Origin of the sequence: Streptomyces anatolicus, assembly GCF_019400875.1 — a bacterium.
Classification (GTDB): domain Bacteria; phylum Actinomycetota; class Actinomycetes; order Streptomycetales; family Streptomycetaceae; genus Streptomyces; species Streptomyces anatolicus.
Map to the genome: position 1 here is coordinate 1 of NZ_WMBF01000099.1, position 17,593 is coordinate 17,593.

Genomic DNA, 17,593 nt, shown 5'->3' on the forward strand with positions numbered 1-17,593 from the left:
CCCCCGGATCCCTCCCCCGATCCGTCGACCCCCCAGCACCCGGAAGGCGACTCCCCCCGATGACCACCGGCACCACCCACGCCACCACCGACGCCAAGCTCACCTGGCTCCTCCAGGGCCTCCTGGAGCGCACCCCCGGCGCCCGGCACGCCCTCGTGCTCTCCCGGGACGGCCTGAAGCTGTGCCGCACGCCCGAGCTCTCCGTCGACCAGGCCGACCAGCTCGCCGCGATCGCGGCGGGCATCCAGTCCCTGTCGCACGGCGCGTCCGCCGAGTTCGGCGACGGCAGCGGCGGGGTGCGCTCGGCGATGGCCGAGTTCTACGGCGGCATCCTCTTCATCGTCGAGGCCGGTGAGGGCGCGCACCTCGCCGTCATCGCCGCCGAGGACGCCGACGCGGGCCTGGTCGGGCACACCATGAGCGAGCTGGTCGAACAGCTCGGCGAGCATCTGCGCGCCGCGCCCCGCGCGGACGGCGCCCCCGGCACCCAGACCACCGCATGAGTGTGCGCCGCCCCGGCCGGGACGACTCCCCCGACCGGCTGTACACCCTCACCGGAGGACGCAGCCGGTCGGCGCCCGACGCCCCCTTCGACCTGGTGACCCTCATCGTCGCCGAGTCCGGCCCGCAGCCCGGCATGCAGTCCGAGCACGCCGCGATCCTGCGGATGTGCGAGCTGCCGACCGCCGTCGTGGAGATCGCCGCCGACCTCGGCCTGCCGGTGAGCATCACCCGCATCCTGCTCTCCGACCTGCTCGACGCGGGCCGGATCAGCGCCCGCCACCCCCGGTCGGGCCCCACCCACAGCCTTCCCGATTCCGAACTCCTGGAGCAGGTGCTCGTTGGACTCCGCAATCTCTGAACGTAGGCCGGCCGGCGAACGCGAGCCGTCCGGCGCCGGCCGAAGAGAGCTGACCGCGACCGCCGACAACGGCCTGAAGATCGTCGTGGTCGGCGGCTTCGGCGTCGGCAAGACCACGCTGGTCCGCTCCGTCAGCGAGATACGTCCCCTCAACACCGAGGAGACGATGACGCAGGCCGGCAAGGGCATCGACGAGACCGGTGGCCTCGACGGGCTCGCCGGCAAGACGTCCACGACGGTCGCCTTCGACTTCGGCCGCATCACCCTCGACGCGCGCAACGTGCTCTACCTCTTCGGCGCGCCGGGCCAGGAGCGCTTCTGGTTCCTGTGGGACCGCCTCTTCTCCGGCACGCTCGGCGCGGTCGTCCTCGTCGACACCCGCCGCCTGGAGGACTCCTGGTACGCGATCGACCGCCTGGAACACCACGGCACGCCGTTCATCGTGGCCCGCAACGACTTCGGCGGGCCCTCGCCCACCACCGAAGAGCTGCGCGAGGCGCTCGACCTCGATCCCGGGGTGCCCCTCGTCGACTGCGACGCGCGCTCCCGCCAGTCCAGCAAGGACGTACTGATCACGCTCGTCGAACACCTGAAGACGTTGTACGTCGCTCAGCTGAACGCCCCTCAGGAGAACGCCCAGTGACCTGCCCCGTGACCGGCGCCGCCTCCGGTCCCGTCCCGCTCTCCGGCCCCCGCTTCGCCACCGAACCCGCCCAGCTCTACCGGGAGATGCGCCGGGACCACGGTCCCGTCGCGCCGGTACTGCTCGACGGGGACGTGCCCGCCTGGCTGGTGCTCGGCTACCGCGAGCTGCACCAGGTCACCGGCGACCCCGTGCTGTTCAGCCGCGACTCCGAGCTGTGGAACCAGTGGCCGAACATCCCCGCCGACTGGCCGCTGCTCCCGATGATCGGCCACAAGCAGCCGTCGATCCTCTACACGGTCGGCGAGCGGCACACCCGGCGCGCCGCGATGATCGCGCACGCCCTCGAAGCGGTCGACCCCTTCGAACTCAAGGCGCACGCCGAGCAGTTCGCGGACGAGCTGATCGACACGTTCTGCGGCGTGGGCACCACGGACATCATCGCCGAGTACGCGATGCTGCTCCCGGTGCGGGTCCTCGCCCGCATCTACGGCTTCTCCGACGAGCAGGGCCCCGGCCTCGTCACCGCCATGAACGACATGATCGACGGCCGCGAGCGGGCCCTGGCGGGCCAGCAGCACCTGGCGACCTCGATGATGGCGCTCATCGCGGGCAAGCACGAGGCGCCGGGCCCCGATGTCGTCTCCTCCATGCTGGAGACGCAGCGGGTGGACGCGGAGGACGGCTTCTCCGACGAGGAGATCGCGCAGGACCTGATGGTGATGATGGCCGCGGGCCACCAGCCGACCGCCGACTGGATCGGCAACTCGCTGCGGCTGATGCTCACCGACGACCGCTTCGCCGCCTCCCTCTTCGGCGGCAGGCACAGCGTCGCCGAGGCCATGAACGAGGTCCTGTGGGAGGACACCCCCACCCAGAACGTCGCCGGCCGCTGGGCCTCGCGCGACACCCGCCTCGGCGGACGCCACATCAACGCCGGTGACCTCCTGCTGCTCGGCCTCGGCGCCGCCAACGCCGACCCCCAGGTCCGCACCGACGGCTCGGCCCTGACCGGCGGCAACAGCGCCCACTTCGCGTTCGGGCACGGCGAGCACCGCTGCCCCTTCCCCGCCCAGGAGGTCGCCGAGGTCATCGCGCGGACCGGCATCGAGGTGCTTCTCGACCGGCTGCCCGACCTCGACCTCGCCGTACCGGCGGCGGATCTCACCCGCCGCCCGTCGCCCTGGCTGCGCGGCCTGACCGATCTGCCGGTGCGCTTCACCCCGACCCCGACCTCAGCGTTTGGAGAAGTCAGATGACGCGTATCGCCCTGGACCCCTTCGTCACCGATCTGGACGGGGAGAGCGCCCGGCTCCTCGCGGCGGGCCCGCTCGCCGAGGCGGAGCTGCCCGGCGGGGTGCCGGTGTGGGCGGTCACGCACCACGCCGAGGCCCGCCGACTCCTCACGGACAAGCGGCTGGTGAAGGACATCGAGGTCTGGGGCGCCTGGCGGCGCGGCGAGATACCCGCCGACTGGCCGCTGATCGGCCTCGCCAACCCCGGCCGCTCCATGCTGACGGTCGACGGCGAGGAGCACCGCCGGATGCGGTCGCTGGTGGCGCAGGCCCTCACCCCGCGCCGGGTGGAGCGGCTGCGCGGCCGCATCACGGAGCTGACGCACGGCCTGCTCGACGAGCTGCCCGCCTCCGAAGTGGTGGACCTCAAGGCGGAGTTCGCCTACCCCCTGCCCATGTACGTCATCAGTGACCTGATGGGCATCGACGCCGCGGACCACCCGCGCCTGAAGGTCCTGTTCGACAAGTTCTTCTCCACGCAGACCCCGCCGGAGGAGGTCGTCGCGACGCTCGGCGAACTCGCCGCGATGATGGGCAAGATCGTCGCGGCCCGCCGCGCGGAGCCCGGCGACGACCTCACCAGCGCGCTGATCCAGGCCTCGGAGAACGGCGACCACCTCACGGACGAGGAGATCGTCTCCACCCTCCAGCTGATGGTGGCGGCGGGCCACGAGACGACGATCTCCCTCATCGTCAACGCCGTCGTCAACCTCTGCGCGCACCCCGAGCAGCGCGCGATGGTCCTCTCCGGCCAGGTCGGCTGGGACGCGGTGATCGAGGAGACCCTGCGCTACTCCACACCGACCTCGCACGTCCTGATCCGCTTCGCGGCGGAGGACGTCCCGGTCGGGGAGAAGGTGATCCGCGAGGGTGACGCGCTGATCGTGTCGTACGGGGCGATAGGCCGCGACGAGGCGGCGCACGGCCCGACGGCGGGCACGTTCGACCTCACGCGTACGTCGGCCACGCGCCACATCTCCTTCGGCCACGGCCCGCACGTCTGCCCCGGCGCGGCGCTCTCCCGCCTGGAGGCGGGGGTGGCACTCCCTGCCCTGTACGCCCGCTTCCCGGACCTGACCTTGGCGGTCCCCCACGCGGAACTCCGCCACAAGCCGGTGGTCACCCAGAACGACCTGTACGAGCTGCCGGTGAAATTGCGCCCCTGAATCCAGCCTCTGCGGCATCCGAGGAGCGAGCGACCAAATCCAGCCCCTCCGGCGTTTGAGGAGCGGGGTCCGGGGCGGAGCCCCGTGGCGTCCGCTCCGGCTCGGGGCGCGGATCTCACCGGCCGGACACCAGAGGAACCCCGCGCCCTGAGCCGCTAGGCTCCCCCCGTGGCTGAGATCCAGATTCCCGCTGACATGAAGCCCGCCGACGGCCGTTTCGGCGCGGGCCCCTCCAAGGTGCGTACGGAGGCGCTGGAGGCCCTGGCCGCCACCGGCACCTCCCTCCTCGGTACGTCCCACCGCCAGGCCCCGGTCAAGAACCTGGTGGGCCGCGTGCGCGAGGGCGTGAAGGACCTCTTCTCCCTCCCCGAGGGATACGAGGTCGTCCTCGGCAACGGCGGCTCGACCGCGTTCTGGGACGTGGCGACGCACGGCCTGATCGAGAACAAGTCGCAGCACCTGAGCTTCGGCGAGTTCTCCTCCAAGTTCGCGAAGGCGGCCAAGCTCGCCCCGTGGCTGGCCGAGCCCACCGTGATCACGAGCGACCCGGGCACGCACCCGGACCCCGAGGCGGAGGCGGGCGTCGACGTCTACGCCTTCACCCACAACGAGACCTCGACCGGTGTCGCCGCTCCCGTCAAGCGCGTCGCGGGCGCCGACTCCGGCGCGCTCGTCCTGGTGGACGCCACCTCCGGCGCGGGCGGCCTGCCGGTCGACATCGCCGAGACGGACGTCTACTACTTCGCCCCGCAGAAGTCGTTCGCCTCGGACGGCGGCCTGTGGATCGGCGTGTTCTCCCCGGCGGCGATCGAGCGTGCCGAGCGGATCCACGCGTCGGGCCGGCACGTGCCGGAGTTCTTCAGCCTGCCGACGGCGATCGACAACTCCCGCAAGAACCAGACGTACAACACGCCGGCGCTCGCCACGCTCTTCCTGCTCGGTGAGCAGCTGGAGTGGATGAACTCGCAGGGTGGCCTGGAGTTCACGACCGGGCGTACGGCGGCCTCCTCGAAGGCGCTGTACGGCTGGGCCGACGAGTCCAAGTACGCGACGCCGTTTGTCACGGATCCTGGCAAGCGGTCTCAGGTCATCGGCACGATTGACTTCTCCGAAGAGGTTGACGCATCTGCCGTTGCTAAGGCTCTGCGCGCTAACGGCATTGTGGACACGGAGCCGTATCGGAAGCTGGGGCGGAATCAGCTGCGGGTTGCCATGTTCCCGGCGATTGACCCGGCGGACGTCGAGGCTCTGACCCGCTGCGTCGACTACGTCATCGAGAAGCTCTAGTGCTTCGCTGCGCGACCAGCTGCGAGTGCGTCGTGGCTGGTCGCGCCCACGCGGCGGAGCCGCAAATGTCACAGCCCCGCGCCCCTGTCGGGGCTTATCGGCTCAGCTGCTTGAACTTTCGTACCGCCAGTGGCAGGAAGGTCAGCGAGATCACGATCGGCCAGACCACCGCCATCAGGACCGCGTGCTGCTCCACCCAGCTGGAGCCCCCCGCGCCGGGGTTGCCGAAGAGTTCCCGGATGGCCGTACCCGTCGACGAGACGGGGTTCCACGCCGCGATCGGCGCCAGCCAGCCCGGCATCAGCGACGGCGCCACGAACACGCTGGAGATCATCGTGAGCGGGAACGCGACCGCGTAGAGCCCGCCCGCGGCCTCCGGCGTCGGCACGACCAGGCCGAGGAAGACGCCCACCCAGATCAGGCTGAACCGCAGGAACAGCAGCAGCGCGAAGGCGAGGACCGTGTCCAGGAGCCCCGCGCTGGAGCGCCAGCCGATGGCGAGGGCGGTCAGCGCGAGGATGGCCAGCTCCGCGCAGGCCACGATGAGGTCGGCGACACCCCGCCCGGACGCCACCGCCGAGGGAGCCATCGGCATCGAGCGGAAGCGGTCGATGACGCCCTTGGAGGCGTCGGTGACCACGGCCATGGCGGTGTTCATGAAGCCGAAGGCCATGGTCATCACGAACATGCCGGGCATCAGGAACTGCTTGTAGTCGCCGTCGTCCCCGCCCCCGGGCACCTTCATCGCCTCGCCGAAGACGAAGCCGTACAGGAGTACGGAGATGATGGGGAAGCCCAGCTGCCAGGCGATGGTGACGGGCTGGCGCAGGAAGTGCGTGAGGTAGCGGCGGGTGACGTTCCAGCAGTCGGCGAAGGCCCAGAAGAGCCGTCCGTGCGAGGTGTCGGCGGTGAGGGCGACGCTCATGCCGCGACCTCCTTCTCCAGGGGTGCGATGGGTTCGGCGGGTTCGGTGGTCTCGGTGGACTCGGAGGTCTGGCCTGTCAGGCGCAGGAATACGTCGTCCAGGCTCGGCCTGCGCAGGCCGATGTCCTCGACCGCGACGCCCTCGTCCTGGAGGGTGCGCGCCACGTCCGTGAGAGCGGCGACGCGGTCGGTGACGGAGGCCTGCACGCGGCGCTCCACGTCGATGACGAGCGGTTCGCCGACGCAGACCCGAGTGACGGCCTTGACGGCGGCGGGCAGGTCGACGGGCTCGCGGACCACGACGTCGAGGTGGCTGCCGCCCACCGTGTTCTTCAGGCCGTCGGGGGTGTCGTCGGCGATGGCGCGGCCCCGGTCGATGACGGTGATGCGGGAGGCGAGCCGGTCGGCCTCCTCCAGATACTGCGTGGTGAGCAGCACGGTCGTGCCGCCCGCGACCAACTCCCGCACGGTGTCCCAGACTTCGAGGCGGCTGCGCGGGTCGAGGCCGGTGGTCGGCTCGTCGAGGAAGAGCACGGCTGGCGCGAGGATCATCGACGCGGCGAGGTCGAGCCTGCGCCGCATGCCGCCGCTGTACTGACCGGCGCCCTTCTCCGCCGCGTCCTCCAGGTGGAACTGCTCGAGGAGTTCCTGGGCGCGCCGGGCCGCGCGCTTGGCGCCCAGGTGGAAGAGGCGGCCGAACATCTCCAGGTTCTGCCGCCCGGTGAGGATCTCGTCGACCGCCGCGTACTGCCCGGTGAGGCCGATGCGGCCGCGCACCAGGGCCGGTTCGCGCACCACGTCGGCGCCCGCCACCTCCGCGCGGCCGCCGTCGAGCCGTACGAGCGTGGAGAGGATCCGTACGGCGGTGGTCTTGCCCGCGCCGTTGGGTCCGAGCAGTCCGTGCACCGTGCCCTGCCGCACGTGCAGGTCGAAGCCGTCCAGCGCGTACTTCTCGCCGTACCTCTTCTGGAGCCCTTCGGCCCGTACCGCGAAGCCGTTCCCGTTCATGCCCGCCCCTCCAGGTCCTCGTCGCGCGCCCTCTGGGTACGCCGTACTCAATTGAGAGTACACCGTACTCAGTAGTTGCGGGTACACCGTACCCAATTTCGTGGGTACGCCGTACCCAGTTTCCGGGCGGGCGATTAGGGTGAGGGCCATGACGAGCAAGAACGGCGGCGACGACCGGCGCACCGGCAGCGACATCACCCGCAGCCTGGAGCTGCTCTGGGAAGGGGGCGGACGCCCGGCGACGCGCGGGCCCAAGCCGGCCCTCACCCTGGACCGGATCGTCACCGAGGCGCTGCGCCTCGCCGACGCCGAGGGCATCTCGGCGGTCTCCATGCGCCGCCTCTCCACCGAGCTGGGCACGGGCACGATGTCCCTGTACCGCTACCTCCCCGGCAAGGCCAACCTGCTGGACCTGATGCTCGACCGCGTCTACACACCGCCGGAGGACGAGGTGCCCTGGACCGGCGGCTGGCGCGAGGCCGTGGAGACGTACGCCCGCGAGACCCTGGCCCTCTACCGCCGCCACCCCTGGCTGCTCCACGTCAACCAGGCCCGCCCGGTGCTCGGCCCCGGCGCGGTCGGCGGCCTCGACCGGACCCTGTCCCGCATCAAGCCGATGGGGCTCACCGACCCCGAGCTGATCGGCGTCATCGTCATGGTCGAGGGGTACGTCACCGGGGCCGCCCGCACCCAGGTGCACGAGATGGAGGCCGAGCAGCGGACCGGCCTGTCCGACCAGGCGTTCTGGGAGGCGCAGACGCCGACCCTGGAGAAGGTCATGAAGAGCGGCCGCTATCCGTCACTCGCCACGCTCTCCGAGGACGCGTTCGGCACGGACTTCGACCACTTCGAGTTCGGCCTCCAGCGCCTCCTGGACGGCCTGGACGTCCTGGTCGCCCGGCGCGGACAGGAGGCGTGACGCCAGGGGCGTAACCCGGGGGCGTCAGCCGGGACTCAGCGACGCCTGCGGAACAGCCGCTTCAGCCCGAAGAAGGCGAGCAGCACCGCGGCGCCCACGAACGCCGCCGTCTTGAAGTCGTCGATCCCGCCGGGCTTACCGTCCCCGCTCTCCGAACTCCCGCCCCCCGAGCCCGAGTCGGAGCCGCCATCGCCCTTCCCGGGCACCTCGACAGGCGTGACCTCGCTCTGCGCGCCCTCGGTGCCGTACATCAGGGTCGTGCCGTCCGGGGTGTACGTCACCGACTCGCCCTGCCGCTGGATGGGCACGCTCAGCCGGCCCTCACGGCTCGGCCTGCCGTCCTTCCAGGCGTAGGAGGTCCCGCCGAAGTAGCCGCGCAGGGCGAGCCGGCGGCCGTCGGGCGAGAAGGCGCCGTCCGTCACCCACAGGTCGGTGGCGGCGACACGCTTGAAGACGTTCGTCCCGGAGGCGGACATCTCGGCGGGCCCCTCGTAGAGGCTGCCGCCCGCCTCCTTCTTGTCGGCGATGTAGATCCGCCCGGTCTTGGGATGCACCATCAGCGCCTCCGCGTCCCGCGCCCCGTCGGCGTACTTCACGACGTACTGCGTGGCGCGGACCGTCTGGTCCTTCAGCGTCTTCGGCTCGGGCAGCTTGTAGATCCATACGTTCGACCAGGTGCCGCCGAGGTTGTCGCCGATGTCACCGACGTAGAGGTTCCCGTCGGGGCCCACCGAGATGGCCTCCACGTCGCGGGGCGCGCCGACGCCGGTCATGGTGACGGTGGCGACCGTCTTGCCCGTTCTGGAGTCGACGGCGTACAGAAACGCGCCCTTGTCCTGGTCGTTGTGGGTCCAGTAGACGCCGGGGTGGGCGCGGGACGCGGCCAGGCCGCTGGACTCGACGATCCGCGGGTCCTTGACGGTGAACCCGTCGTGGCCGTCGGCCGAGGCGGTCGTGAGGGACCCCGCGGCGACGAGGAGCAGCACGGCACCGGCGAGGGCGGGGGAAAGAGACCGAGGCGAACGCATGGGGCCAAGCGTGCCATCCGCGCGGCGGACGGGGCGTGCCGAGCCTCACATCGCAGGTGGCGGGCATGATCCGCCATGATGTGCGAATGCTCAGGTTCATGTTCGTCGGCGACTCGATGACGATAGGAAGCGCCGGGGAACACACCTGGCGCTACCGGATGTGGCAGCACCTGCGCGAGAGCCTCGGCGACGGGGCCTTCGCCGTGGTGGGGCCCCGCAGCACCCTCTACGACCAGGCGGCGGGCGCACCCCTCTCCCACGACTACGCCGACGCGGACCCGGACTTCCCCCGCCACCACCTCGCGGGCTGGGGCGAGGGCTGGCTGCACATGGCGCCCCGCGTCGCGGACGCGCTGACCCGCGACCCCGCGGACGTCCTGCTGGTCTCGCTGGGCCTGATAGACCTCGGGTTCTACACGAACGCGGAGCAGACGGCCGCGAACGTCCGCGCGTTCATCGCCGGGGCCCGCTCGGCGAACCCGGGGATCCGCCTCGTCCTGCTCCCCGTCATCCCGAACATCAGGGCCGCGTCGGACGCCCCGTTCGCCGCCGAGGTCGCCCGCTTCAACGAACTCCTCGCTAAGACGGTCGCCGACCTGGACACGGGCGGCTCCCCGCTGCTCCTGGCCTCGCCCCCGACCTCGTACGACATCGCCACGGACACCTACGACGGCACGCACCCGAACGCGAGCGGTGAGCACAAGCTGGCCGGGGCCTTCGCGGCGGCGATGGCGCAGGCGTGGGGCATCGGCGCCCCGGCCGTGCGGGCGCGGGAACTCATGCAGCCCATCGGCTGACCGCGAACTTCCCGCCCTCGCGCCGCACTTCGGCCGCGCCCGCCCCGCGGAAGTGCGCGGGCACGACAAGCTCCCGCTCGTCCGCGGCCCGGCCGAGGACCCGCACCCGGGTCGCGGCGGCCTCCCGCGGATCTACGCACAGGCAGCTGCTGTGGCCGGGTTCGAGGATCTGCACCGGGGTGTGCAGGAGATCGCCGACGAAGACCGCCCGGTCGGCGCCCGAGGCGAGGCGCAGGACGGACGAGCCCGGGGTGTGGCCGGGGGCGGCCTCCAGGGTGAGGTGGCGGTCGATGCGGTGCGTGCCGCTCCACAGCTGGGTCTGCCCGGCCCTGTCCACCGGCGCGACACTGTCCGCGAAGACGGGGTCACTGCTCTCCTCGTCGGCGCCTCGGGGCCCGAAGTGGGCGTGGTCGGCGGCGGGCATGAGATAGGTGGCGCGGGGAAAGGTGGGCACCCAATTACCGCCCTCATCCCGGGTGTTCCAGCCGACGTGGTCCGCGTGCAGGTGGGTGTTGACGACGATGTCGACGTCCTCGGGGCGGACTCCGGCGGAGGCGAGCCGGGCCAGGAAGTCGGTGTCGAGGTCCGCGAAGTGCGGGGCGTGCGGGCGCACCCGCCCGTTGCCGACGCCGGTGTCGACGAGGACGGTCCTCCCCTCGCTCCTGAGCACCCAGGTCTGTACGGCGGCCATGACCCTGCCGCTCTCCGGGTCCCAGAAGTCGGGCGCGAGCCACTCCGCGTTCTCGCGCCACCGCTGCTCGGGCATGCCGGGGACGAGTGCGGCGGCGGGGAGGAAGGGTGCCTCGAGCTCCACGACGCGAAGGACCTCGACGTCGCCGAGCATCATGGGCTCGTTGGTGGGTCCGGCCAGGCTCCCGCTCGCGCGTTCGTTCATGGGTACGTTCATGGGTACGACCGTAGGGAGCACCGGGTGAGCGCTTCAATGCCTGTTCCGCTCACTTGAATACGCGCACGCCTCACCGCCCGTTCCCTCCGCTCCCCTACGCTGCCCCCATGGACGTAGTCAGCGACGCCATCGCGTCCGCGCGCATCGGGCGCCCCGACGCCCACCGCGTCGAGGTCTCCGGCACCTGGTGCTGCCGGCTGCCCGCGTACGAGGGCGTGGGGTTCCACGTGGTCCTGGAGGGCGGCTGCTGGCTGCTGCCGGACGGCGGCGGCGCCCCGCTCACCCTCGCGGCGGGCGACGCGGTGCTGCTGCCGCGCGGGGCGGGACACGTGCTCGCGGACTCCCCCGCCGACGCCCGCGCCGTCGCACAGGCGATCCCCTTCGAGCGCTGGCGACGCGAGACGGCCGACGGCACCACGCGGCCGCCCGCCACCCACCCCGAACAGGGCGCCCGCTCCACCGAACTGCTCTGCGGCAAGTACCGCTTCGACCGCACCCACGCCCACCCCCTGTTCGCCGAACTCCCCGAGACCGTCCACCTGCCCCGCCGCGCCGGGCACCACCCCGAGCTGCAGGCGGCGATCGGCCTGCTCGGCCGCGAGACGGGCGCGTCCCTGCCCGGCGCGGACGTCGCCGTCCCCGGCCTCCTCGACCTGCTCCTCGTCTACCTGGTGCGGGCCTGGGCGACGGACCGCGCGGCAGGCCCCGGCTGGCCCGCCGCGCTCGCCGACCCGGTGGTCGCCGAGGCCCTGCGCCTCCTCCACGCGGCCCCCGAAGCCCCCTGGACCAACGCCTCGCTGGCCGCCCGCACGGGCGTCTCCCGCGCCACCCTCACCCGCCGCTTCACGGCCCTGGTGGGCCGCGCCCCGATGACGTACCTCACCTGGTGGCGCATGTCCCGGGCGGCCACGCTCCTGCGCGAGACGACACACCCCCTGGAGACGGTGGCCCGCCAGGTCGGCTACAGCTCGCCGTACGCCCTCTCGCACGCGTTCACCAGGACGTTCGGCGTCACGCCGGGGCGGTACCGGAAGGCGCCCGGCGCGCACCGCACGGCAGCCGGGGCCACGCTGGAAGGGAGAGGATTTTCCGTACCCCTCAGCAGCTGAGCAGGGAGGAGCCATGACAGCGCTCACGCGGAAGGACACCCCGGTCGCCATCGCGGACGGCGGAGTGGAGCTGCGCTTCCAGGACGTCGGCGGAGACATGTCGGTCGCCTTCGTGAGGTTTCCCGAGGGCACCGACATGGGCCCGGCCCTCAAGGGCCTGGCCGGTGACCTCTGCCCGTGCCCGCACTGGGGCTATCTCTTCAAGGGACGGCTGAAGATGCGCACGCCGGACGGCGACGAGGTCTACGAGGCGGGCGAGGCCTTCTACTGGCCGCCCGGCCACGCTCCGGTGGCCCTTGAGGACTGCGAGTACGTCGACTTCTCGCCGACCAAGGACTTCAACGAGGTGATCGAACACATCAAGGCGCAGGGAGGCTGACGGGTGCCCGACGGATGCACAGAGCGGGCCCTCGCGGCTGCGCTGTGGCACTACACGGCCACTCCGGTGGCCAAGCCGTACTACGTGCGCGGATGTGTCCCTGATCTGAACGAGCCGAGAGTCACCGTCGCCCTGTGGACCGGGCCCGCGGCACGCGAGAAGAGGAACCTCTTCCTGTCTCTCCCGTTGGTCTCCGGCGGCGTGCCCGTCTCGGCGACGCACGTCACGGTGGGGCTGTTGGGGCTGGGCCGGGGAACTCATCTGTTCGGCTTCACGGGCCGTTGGTTCGACGGCAAGCGTGTCCTCAACGGGAGCTCGCTCCTTGAGGGCGTGGCAGCATCTTGGCCGCCTGTCGAGGACGGAGAACAACTCGGGCCGAGGGGCTTCTACTTTGAGCGGCCGGGGCAGCTGAAGCAGTACTGACTCTCGTCCTGGTCTTCCTCGCTGCCATCGGTCAACGTACCGCCCGTTCAGTCGCCTCGTGCAACAGATCGCCCTCCACGTACGGGACTTCACTCGTCGGGCGTGACCGCCAGTCCAGCGGCCACGTGAAGCCGTCCAGCGCGGGCACGCCCACGTATGCGAGGTTCCCCGCGCGTCGGCTCAGCGCACGCGCGCCGACCGGCCAGGTGTACGAGTCCGCTGTCTGCGGGGGCAGCAGGAAGTAGAGGTAGCGCCCGCCTGTCGCCTCGCGGACGATCGGGCCCGCGCGGAAGTCCGTGTACTGCATCAGGTCGTAGGCGACCTGCTCGCCGAGCGCGCCTTCGATTCGTACCGCGTCGAAGTGAATGCCCGCGTGGCGCAGGGCGTGGCCCGTCGCCGGGATCCAGTCGTGGACCCTGAGTGATGAGGTTTCCGAGTTCATGCGGCAGATGCTGTCGGGCGCTCACATACTGTGACCAGGGATTCGCAGGCGTCGTGCTGCGCTGTGCACTTGGGGAGGACGTTGTGCACTCCGGTGAACGAGGTTCGGAGACGTTCGGCGCGCTGTTGCGGTTCTACCGCGAGCGGGCCGGGATCACCCTGGAGGCGCTGGGCGCGCATGTTCAGTACTCCAAGTCGCAGGTGGCGATGGTGGAGCGGGGGAAGCGACCACCCAAGGGCAAGTTGGTCGAGATTGCTGATGATGTGCTGGGTGCACAGGGTGCCCTGCTGTTGCTCGCAGAGAAGGAGTTCGGCAAGAGCGGGCTCCAACTGTGGACTGAGGACTTTCTGGAGCACGAGAAGATGGCGCTGTCCATCTACTCCTACCAGGACCATGTGATGCCGGGGTTGCTACAGACCGAGAACTACGCGCGCGCCGTGTTCAACTGCGTCTATCCCCCGCTGGACGACGACGAGATCGACGAGCGCGTGGCGAACCGTCTGGCGCGGCAGAAGCTCTTCGCCCGCAAACCCGTCGCCGTTCTCAACTTCATCGTGGAGCAGAGCGCCCTGACCCGTCCGTTGGGCGGAAACCCCGTACTCAAAGAGCAACTGTGCGGGATGGTTGAGTTCGCGGCACTTCGGAACGTCACGATCCAAGTCATGCCGCACGATAGGCAGACCCACGCGGGCCTGATGGGGCCCATGATTCTGCTGGAGACGGCCGAGCGACGACAGCTCGCCTACATCGAAGGACATAAGGGCGGCTACTTCATCACCGAGCAGCCCGACTTGGGCAACCTGCAAGGCAAGTATGGAATTCTCCGCAGCCAAGCGCTCACCCCGGAGGCTTCCGCGCAGCTCATCGAGGAGACGGCGAGCGAACTATGAGCAACGGAATGACTTGGCTCAAGAGCAGCTACAGCGTCGGCGAGGGCGAATGCCTGGAGATGGCCCCCACCCCCACCACCATCCACATCCGCGACTCAAAGCTGAACCCCACCGGCCCCACCCTCCAGATATCGCCCACCACCTGGACCGCCTTCCTCAGCGCGCCCGCGCGGCCCGCGCCCGGTCGGGCATGAGCCGCGTGGAGGCGGCGCTGCGGCGCCTGGCCTGCCGGGCGTGAGGACGGGCCGTCCGCCCGGCCGGCCGGGTCAGGCCGCCCGCGTCAGCCGGTTCGCCAGCGTCGACATCGTGTACGTACCGATGCCGAGGACGACTTCGAGGGCGTTGCGCTCGGTGTAGCCGTGGGACAGGAACGCCTTCAGGTCGTCGTCGCCCACGCCGCCCGCCGTGGCAAGCACCGTCAGCGTGAACTGCCGTACCGCTTCGAGCCGTTCGTCAGGCAGCTCCCGCTCCTCGCGCAGGGCCGTGATCACCTCCGTCCCCGCGCCCAGCTTGCGCAGCTTGCCCGTGTGCATGGTGACGCAGATGTGGCAGTCGTTGCGGGTGGCGACCGTCATGATGACGACCTCGCGGGTGACGGGCTCCAGCGTCGTACGCTCGAAGGCCGCGCTCAACTCCAGGAAGTTGTTGAGGAGTTCGGGGGACTCGGCGAGCCGCGCGACGGCGTTCGGGAGCTGCCCGAAGGCCTGGGTCACCCGCTCCATGGCGGGGCGGGACTCGGCCGGCGCGGTCTCCACGGTGTGGTCGGCGAACAAGATGTACCCCCTACTATCGACAACATGGTTGACGAACAGAAGGTAAACCAGGTTGACGATAGGCGCAAGGGGATTCCGGGAAGCGGGGAGGAGGGAGTCGAGGGCAGGGGATACGAACTCCCCTTCCTCCTCCTCGCCGGTTTCCGCTCCCTCATCGACCGTCTGCACGCCGAACTCGCCCATCAGGGCCACCCCGACCTCCGCCCCGCCCACGGCTTCGCCCTCCAGGCCATCGGCGCCCGGGGCGCCACCGCCAGCGAGATCGGCCGCCGCCTCGGCGTCTCCAAGCAGGCCGCGGGCAAGACGGTCGACCGCCTCGTCGCCCTCGGCTACGCGGCCCGCGCCGACGACCCCGCCGACGCCCGCCGCAAGCTGGTCCGCGTCACCCCGCACGGCGTCGACGCGCTGCGCCGCTCGGCGGTCGTCTTCGACGAGCTGCGGGCGGAGTGGGCGGCGTCCCTCGGCGCGGACCGCCTCCGCGACCTCGAATCCGGCCTGCGCGCGGTCGTACCGCCGGAGGCGTTCCGCCTCGACGCGGCGGGGTGGCTGGGCGGCTCGTGACCGGACGTGACCTTGCCGCCGTGCGTATCGTTGTACTGCGCGGCCGCGTTCGACCGAAGGCGGCCGGGGAGGAGCGCCACGATGACTCCTGTGGACGACAGGATCAAGATGGCCGACAACGACACCGCGCGTCTGGACGAGATGTTCGAGGCGCTTGGGCGGGGGCCCTTCGCTGAGGGGTACAAGATCGACATCATCGAGGGCGTCGTCTACATGGCGCCGCAGCAGACCAACCACTGGGACATCACCGTGGGCATCCTGGAGCAGTTGAGGACCAAATACCCGCGTCAGCGCCTGCTGTCCGACGTCCGTATCGACTATCCCGGTGAGCTGAATGCCTTCTGCAGCGACGTAGCCCTGGTCGCCGAGGGTGCCGAACGCACGAAGCGGGGCGGGTTCCTGTGCGGCGACGTCGAATTCGTCGCCGAAGTGATCTCCCGGGGCACGGACTCGAACGACTACGGCCCCAAGAAGAGCGGTTACGCCACCGCCGGAGTCGCCGTCTACCTCATCGTCGATCCCTACCAGGGCAAGTGTCACGTCTACACCCGGCCCGGCGGCGGCGACTACAACGACCACAGGAAGGTCGGCTTCGGCGACAAGGTCGACCTGACCCGCACCTTCCTCGGTCTCACCCTCGACACCTCCGACTTCTGCCGCGACTGACACGACCCCCTTGCCTAGAGCCCACTCCACCCCCTTGGCTAGGACCTCATGAAGTACACGCAGCTGGGACGCACAGGGCTCAAGGTCAGCCGGCTCACGCTCGGCACCATGAACTTCGGGCCGTTCACCAACGAACCCGACAGCCACTCGCTCATGGACACCGCGCTCGACGCGGGCGTCAACTACTTCGACACCGCCAACGTGTACGGCCAGAGCGCAGGCAAGGGCCGCACCGAGGAGATCATCGGCACCTGGTTCGCCCAGGGCGGCGAGCGGCGCGACAAGGTCGTGCTCGCCACCAAGGTGTACGGGAACATGACCGCCGACGGCGAATCCGTCTGGCCCAACCACGACCGGCTCTCCGCGCTCAACATCCGCCGCGCCGTCGAGGGCTCGCTCAAGCGCCTCCAGACCGACTACATCGACATCTACCAGTTCCACCACATCGACCGGCACACACCGATCGAGGAGATCTGGCAGGCCGTCGACGTCCTGGTCCAGCAGGGCAAGATCCTCTACGCCGGTTCCTCCAACTTCCCCGGCTACAAGATCGCCCAGGCCAACGAGGTCGCCGCGCGCCGCGGCAGCTACGGCCTGGTCAGCGAGCAGTGCCTGTATAACCTCGCCGTGCGCGACGCCGAGACAGAGGTCATCCCGGCCTCCCAGGAGTACGGCGTCGGCGTCATCCCCTGGTCGCCGCTCCACGGCGGCCTGCTCGGGGGCGCCCTGAAGAAGGCGGAGGGCGCGCGCCGCAGTGGCGGGCGGGCCGCCGCCGAGCTGGCCAAGCCGGAGGTGCGCGCGCAGGTACAGGCGTACGAGGACCTGCTCGACAAGCACGGCCTCGAACCCGGCGAGGTCGCCCTCGCCTGGCTGCTCACACGCCCCGGCGTCACCGCGCCGATCGTCGGACCGCGCACCGCCGAACAGCTCGACTCCGCGCTGCGCGCCGTCGAGCTGGAACTCTCCCCGGAGCTTCTCGACTCCCTGGACGAGATCTTCCCGGGGCCCGGCCCGTCACCGGAGTCCTTCGCCTGGTAGCCCACGGGCAGGAGGAGTACGCGGGGCGGCCTCGTTCACGGCAGGGCAGCGCAGGCCCTAGCCGCCGAACGCGGCCGCCACCGCAACCACGACGAACATCATCACGAGCACACCGGCCATGATCCGGTTTCTTGTCTTCGGGTCCACACCGTCGAGGTTAACCGCCCGCGTCCCGGAGCCGGGCGCCGCCTCCCAGTGGCCAGCGCCCGACCGTCTCGTACCTCGGCCGCTCCCCCGGCACCCCGCTCCTCGGCAGCTCACTGCGCACGAGCGTCAGCTCGTCCACCGTCCAGGACGTACCGGCGAAGGACGCGAGCGCATCGGCGTACGGCCGCAGCTCCGTCTCGCCGGAGCCGCGCGCCAGCGTCAGATGGGGGCGGTAGGGCCGGGCCTCCTCCCTCGCGAGGCCCGCCTTGCGCGCCGCCGCCTCCGCCCGCTGGGCGAGCAGCCGCAGCGCGGCCACCTCCCCCGCGACC

The 17,593-nt window shown here is 70.8% G+C and carries 23 protein-coding genes; 16 read left to right on the forward strand and 7 right to left on the reverse strand.

Features of this window, described 5'->3' with window-relative positions; genetic code table 11:
- Window positions 1-59 precede the first annotated feature (59 nt).
- The 6 genes from GKQ77_RS12260 to serC all read left to right on the forward strand — a co-directional run bounded on the left by GKQ77_RS12260 (window position 60) and on the right by serC (window position 5,253).
- Entirely contained in the window at window positions 60-503 is a 444-nt protein-coding gene (locus GKQ77_RS12260) for a roadblock/LC7 domain-containing protein (protein ID WP_219688745.1), read from the forward strand.
- A gap of 2 nt (window positions 504-505) precedes the next feature.
- A complete protein-coding gene (locus GKQ77_RS12265; RefSeq protein ID WP_219688763.1) occupies window positions 506-862 on the forward strand; it encodes a DUF742 domain-containing protein in 357 nt (118 codons plus the stop codon).
- Window positions 843-1,505, forward strand: a complete 663-nt coding sequence (locus tag GKQ77_RS12270) for a GTP-binding protein (RefSeq protein ID WP_219688746.1) — start codon at window positions 843-845, stop codon at window positions 1,503-1,505. Before GKQ77_RS12265 ends, GKQ77_RS12270 begins: the two co-directional genes overlap by 20 nt.
- Complete coding sequence (locus GKQ77_RS12275; protein ID WP_308117635.1) at window positions 1,502-2,764, forward strand: cytochrome P450; 1,263 nt, start codon at window positions 1,502-1,504, stop codon at window positions 2,762-2,764. Before GKQ77_RS12270 ends, GKQ77_RS12275 begins: the two co-directional genes overlap by 4 nt.
- Window positions 2,761-3,966: a cytochrome P450 family protein gene (locus GKQ77_RS12280; protein WP_219688747.1), complete on the forward strand. Its 1,206-nt coding sequence runs from the start codon at window positions 2,761-2,763 to the stop codon at window positions 3,964-3,966. The genes GKQ77_RS12275 and GKQ77_RS12280 overlap by 4 nt, the downstream gene beginning before the upstream one ends.
- Before the next feature lie 168 nt (window positions 3,967-4,134).
- Window positions 4,135-5,253, forward strand: coding sequence for a phosphoserine transaminase (serC, locus tag GKQ77_RS12285; RefSeq protein WP_219688748.1), 1,119 nt, complete (start codon window positions 4,135-4,137; stop codon window positions 5,251-5,253).
- A 94-nt stretch (window positions 5,254-5,347) separates the two neighbouring features.
- On the opposite strand, the gene GKQ77_RS12290 is transcribed toward serC, so the two are convergent.
- Entirely contained in the window at window positions 5,348-6,178 is an 831-nt protein-coding gene (locus GKQ77_RS12290; RefSeq protein ID WP_219688749.1) for an ABC transporter permease, read from the reverse strand.
- A complete protein-coding gene (locus tag GKQ77_RS12295) occupies window positions 6,175-7,185 on the reverse strand; it encodes an ATP-binding cassette domain-containing protein (RefSeq protein WP_219688750.1) in 1,011 nt (336 codons plus the stop codon). Before GKQ77_RS12295 ends, GKQ77_RS12290 begins: the two co-directional genes overlap by 4 nt.
- Before the next feature lie 148 nt (window positions 7,186-7,333).
- On the opposite strand from GKQ77_RS12295, the gene GKQ77_RS12300 reads away from it, so the two are divergent.
- The gene (locus GKQ77_RS12300; RefSeq protein WP_219688751.1) at window positions 7,334-8,104 is read left to right on the forward strand and encodes a TetR/AcrR family transcriptional regulator; all 771 of its coding nucleotides are present in this window, start codon (window positions 7,334-7,336) and stop codon (window positions 8,102-8,104) included.
- 35 nt (window positions 8,105-8,139) lie between these two features.
- On the opposite strand, the gene GKQ77_RS12305 is transcribed toward GKQ77_RS12300, so the two are convergent.
- Window positions 8,140-9,132, reverse strand: a complete 993-nt coding sequence (locus GKQ77_RS12305; RefSeq protein WP_219688752.1) for a TolB-like translocation protein — start codon at window positions 9,130-9,132, stop codon at window positions 8,140-8,142.
- Window positions 9,133-9,218: 86 nt separating this feature from the next.
- Here GKQ77_RS12305 and GKQ77_RS12310 point away from each other — a divergent pair, with 86 nt between their 5' ends.
- Window positions 9,219-9,929 (forward strand): GDSL-type esterase/lipase family protein, encoded by a 711-nt coding sequence (locus GKQ77_RS12310; RefSeq protein WP_219688753.1) that lies wholly within the window; start codon window positions 9,219-9,221, stop codon window positions 9,927-9,929.
- Here GKQ77_RS12310 and GKQ77_RS12315 read toward each other — a convergent pair.
- Window positions 9,910-10,836: an MBL fold metallo-hydrolase gene (locus GKQ77_RS12315; RefSeq protein WP_258021222.1), complete on the reverse strand. Its 927-nt coding sequence runs from the start codon at window positions 10,834-10,836 to the stop codon at window positions 9,910-9,912. The two genes, GKQ77_RS12310 and GKQ77_RS12315, sit on opposite strands and share 20 nt — an antisense overlap.
- 107 nt (window positions 10,837-10,943) lie before the next feature.
- Here GKQ77_RS12315 and GKQ77_RS12320 point away from each other — a divergent pair, with 107 nt between their 5' ends.
- Genes GKQ77_RS12320 through GKQ77_RS12330 form a run of 3 tightly spaced genes read left to right on the forward strand, consistent with a single transcriptional unit; the run spans window position 10,944 to window position 12,747 of the window.
- A complete protein-coding gene (locus GKQ77_RS12320) occupies window positions 10,944-11,945 on the forward strand; it encodes an AraC family transcriptional regulator (RefSeq protein ID WP_219688754.1) in 1,002 nt (333 codons plus the stop codon).
- 13 nt (window positions 11,946-11,958) lie between these two features.
- Complete coding sequence (locus GKQ77_RS12325; RefSeq protein ID WP_219688755.1) at window positions 11,959-12,324, forward strand: cupin domain-containing protein; 366 nt, start codon at window positions 11,959-11,961, stop codon at window positions 12,322-12,324.
- Window positions 12,325-12,327: 3 nt separating this feature from the next.
- Window positions 12,328-12,747, forward strand: a complete 420-nt coding sequence (locus tag GKQ77_RS12330; protein WP_219688756.1) for a hypothetical protein — start codon at window positions 12,328-12,330, stop codon at window positions 12,745-12,747.
- A gap of 31 nt (window positions 12,748-12,778) precedes the next feature.
- On the opposite strand, the gene GKQ77_RS12335 is transcribed toward GKQ77_RS12330, so the two are convergent.
- Window positions 12,779-13,189, reverse strand: a complete 411-nt coding sequence (locus GKQ77_RS12335; protein WP_219688757.1) for a hypothetical protein — start codon at window positions 13,187-13,189, stop codon at window positions 12,779-12,781.
- Window positions 13,190-13,272: 83 nt separating this feature from the next.
- Between GKQ77_RS12335 and GKQ77_RS12340 the strand changes: the two genes are divergently transcribed.
- Both GKQ77_RS12340 and GKQ77_RS12345 read left to right on the forward strand, forming a co-directional pair.
- On the forward strand, window positions 13,273-14,079 hold the full coding sequence (locus tag GKQ77_RS12340) for a helix-turn-helix domain-containing protein (RefSeq protein ID WP_308117636.1): 807 nt from the start codon (window positions 13,273-13,275) through the stop codon (window positions 14,077-14,079).
- A complete protein-coding gene (locus GKQ77_RS12345) occupies window positions 14,076-14,273 on the forward strand; it encodes a DUF397 domain-containing protein (protein WP_219688759.1) in 198 nt (65 codons plus the stop codon). The genes GKQ77_RS12340 and GKQ77_RS12345 overlap by 4 nt, the downstream gene beginning before the upstream one ends.
- 72 nt (window positions 14,274-14,345) lie before the next feature.
- On the opposite strand, the gene GKQ77_RS12350 is transcribed toward GKQ77_RS12345, so the two are convergent.
- Window positions 14,346-14,852, reverse strand: coding sequence for a carboxymuconolactone decarboxylase family protein (locus GKQ77_RS12350; protein ID WP_258021223.1), 507 nt, complete (start codon window positions 14,850-14,852; stop codon window positions 14,346-14,348).
- A 24-nt stretch (window positions 14,853-14,876) separates the two neighbouring features.
- On the opposite strand from GKQ77_RS12350, the gene GKQ77_RS12355 reads away from it, so the two are divergent.
- The 3 genes from GKQ77_RS12355 to GKQ77_RS12365 all read left to right on the forward strand — a co-directional run bounded on the left by GKQ77_RS12355 (window position 14,877) and on the right by GKQ77_RS12365 (window position 17,117).
- Window positions 14,877-15,413 (forward strand): MarR family winged helix-turn-helix transcriptional regulator, encoded by a 537-nt coding sequence (locus GKQ77_RS12355; RefSeq protein WP_219688760.1) that lies wholly within the window; start codon window positions 14,877-14,879, stop codon window positions 15,411-15,413.
- A gap of 81 nt (window positions 15,414-15,494) precedes the next feature.
- The gene (locus GKQ77_RS12360) at window positions 15,495-16,079 is read left to right on the forward strand and encodes a Uma2 family endonuclease (protein WP_219688761.1); all 585 of its coding nucleotides are present in this window, start codon (window positions 15,495-15,497) and stop codon (window positions 16,077-16,079) included.
- 48 nt (window positions 16,080-16,127) lie between these two features.
- A complete protein-coding gene (locus tag GKQ77_RS12365; RefSeq protein WP_219688762.1) occupies window positions 16,128-17,117 on the forward strand; it encodes an aldo/keto reductase in 990 nt (329 codons plus the stop codon).
- A gap of 157 nt (window positions 17,118-17,274) precedes the next feature.
- Here GKQ77_RS12365 and GKQ77_RS12370 read toward each other — a convergent pair.
- On the reverse strand, window positions 17,275-17,593 hold a 319-nt coding region (locus tag GKQ77_RS12370), incomplete at its 5' end, for a 2'-5' RNA ligase family protein (RefSeq protein WP_308117637.1).

Coding starts and splice junctions, on each gene's coding strand:
- GKQ77_RS12355 (WP_219688760.1), top strand. CDS start 14,877: ATGGTTGACGAACAGAAGGTAAACCAGGTTGACGATAGGCGCAAGGGG.
- GKQ77_RS12290 (WP_219688749.1), bottom strand. CDS start 6,178: ATGAGCGTCGCCCTCACCGCCGACACCTCGCACGGACGGCTCTTCTGG.
- GKQ77_RS12280 (WP_219688747.1), top strand. CDS start 2,761: ATGACGCGTATCGCCCTGGACCCCTTCGTCACCGATCTGGACGGGGAG.
- GKQ77_RS12260 (WP_219688745.1), top strand. CDS start 60: ATGACCACCGGCACCACCCACGCCACCACCGACGCCAAGCTCACCTGG.
- GKQ77_RS12335 (WP_219688757.1), bottom strand. CDS start 13,189: ATGAACTCGGAAACCTCATCACTCAGGGTCCACGACTGGATCCCGGCG.
- GKQ77_RS12360 (WP_219688761.1), top strand. CDS start 15,495: ATGACTCCTGTGGACGACAGGATCAAGATGGCCGACAACGACACCGCG.
- GKQ77_RS12310 (WP_219688753.1), top strand. CDS start 9,219: ATGCTCAGGTTCATGTTCGTCGGCGACTCGATGACGATAGGAAGCGCC.
- GKQ77_RS12345 (WP_219688759.1), top strand. CDS start 14,076: ATGAGCAACGGAATGACTTGGCTCAAGAGCAGCTACAGCGTCGGCGAG.
- GKQ77_RS12325 (WP_219688755.1), top strand. CDS start 11,959: ATGACAGCGCTCACGCGGAAGGACACCCCGGTCGCCATCGCGGACGGC.
- GKQ77_RS12365 (WP_219688762.1), top strand. CDS start 16,128: ATGAAGTACACGCAGCTGGGACGCACAGGGCTCAAGGTCAGCCGGCTC.
- GKQ77_RS12300 (WP_219688751.1), top strand. CDS start 7,334: ATGACGAGCAAGAACGGCGGCGACGACCGGCGCACCGGCAGCGACATC.
- GKQ77_RS12305 (WP_219688752.1), bottom strand. CDS start 9,132: ATGCGTTCGCCTCGGTCTCTTTCCCCCGCCCTCGCCGGTGCCGTGCTG.
- GKQ77_RS12315 (WP_258021222.1), bottom strand. CDS start 10,836: ATGAACGTACCCATGAACGAACGCGCGAGCGGGAGCCTGGCCGGACCC.
- GKQ77_RS12295 (WP_219688750.1), bottom strand. CDS start 7,185: ATGAACGGGAACGGCTTCGCGGTACGGGCCGAAGGGCTCCAGAAGAGG.
- GKQ77_RS12320 (WP_219688754.1), top strand. CDS start 10,944: ATGGACGTAGTCAGCGACGCCATCGCGTCCGCGCGCATCGGGCGCCCC.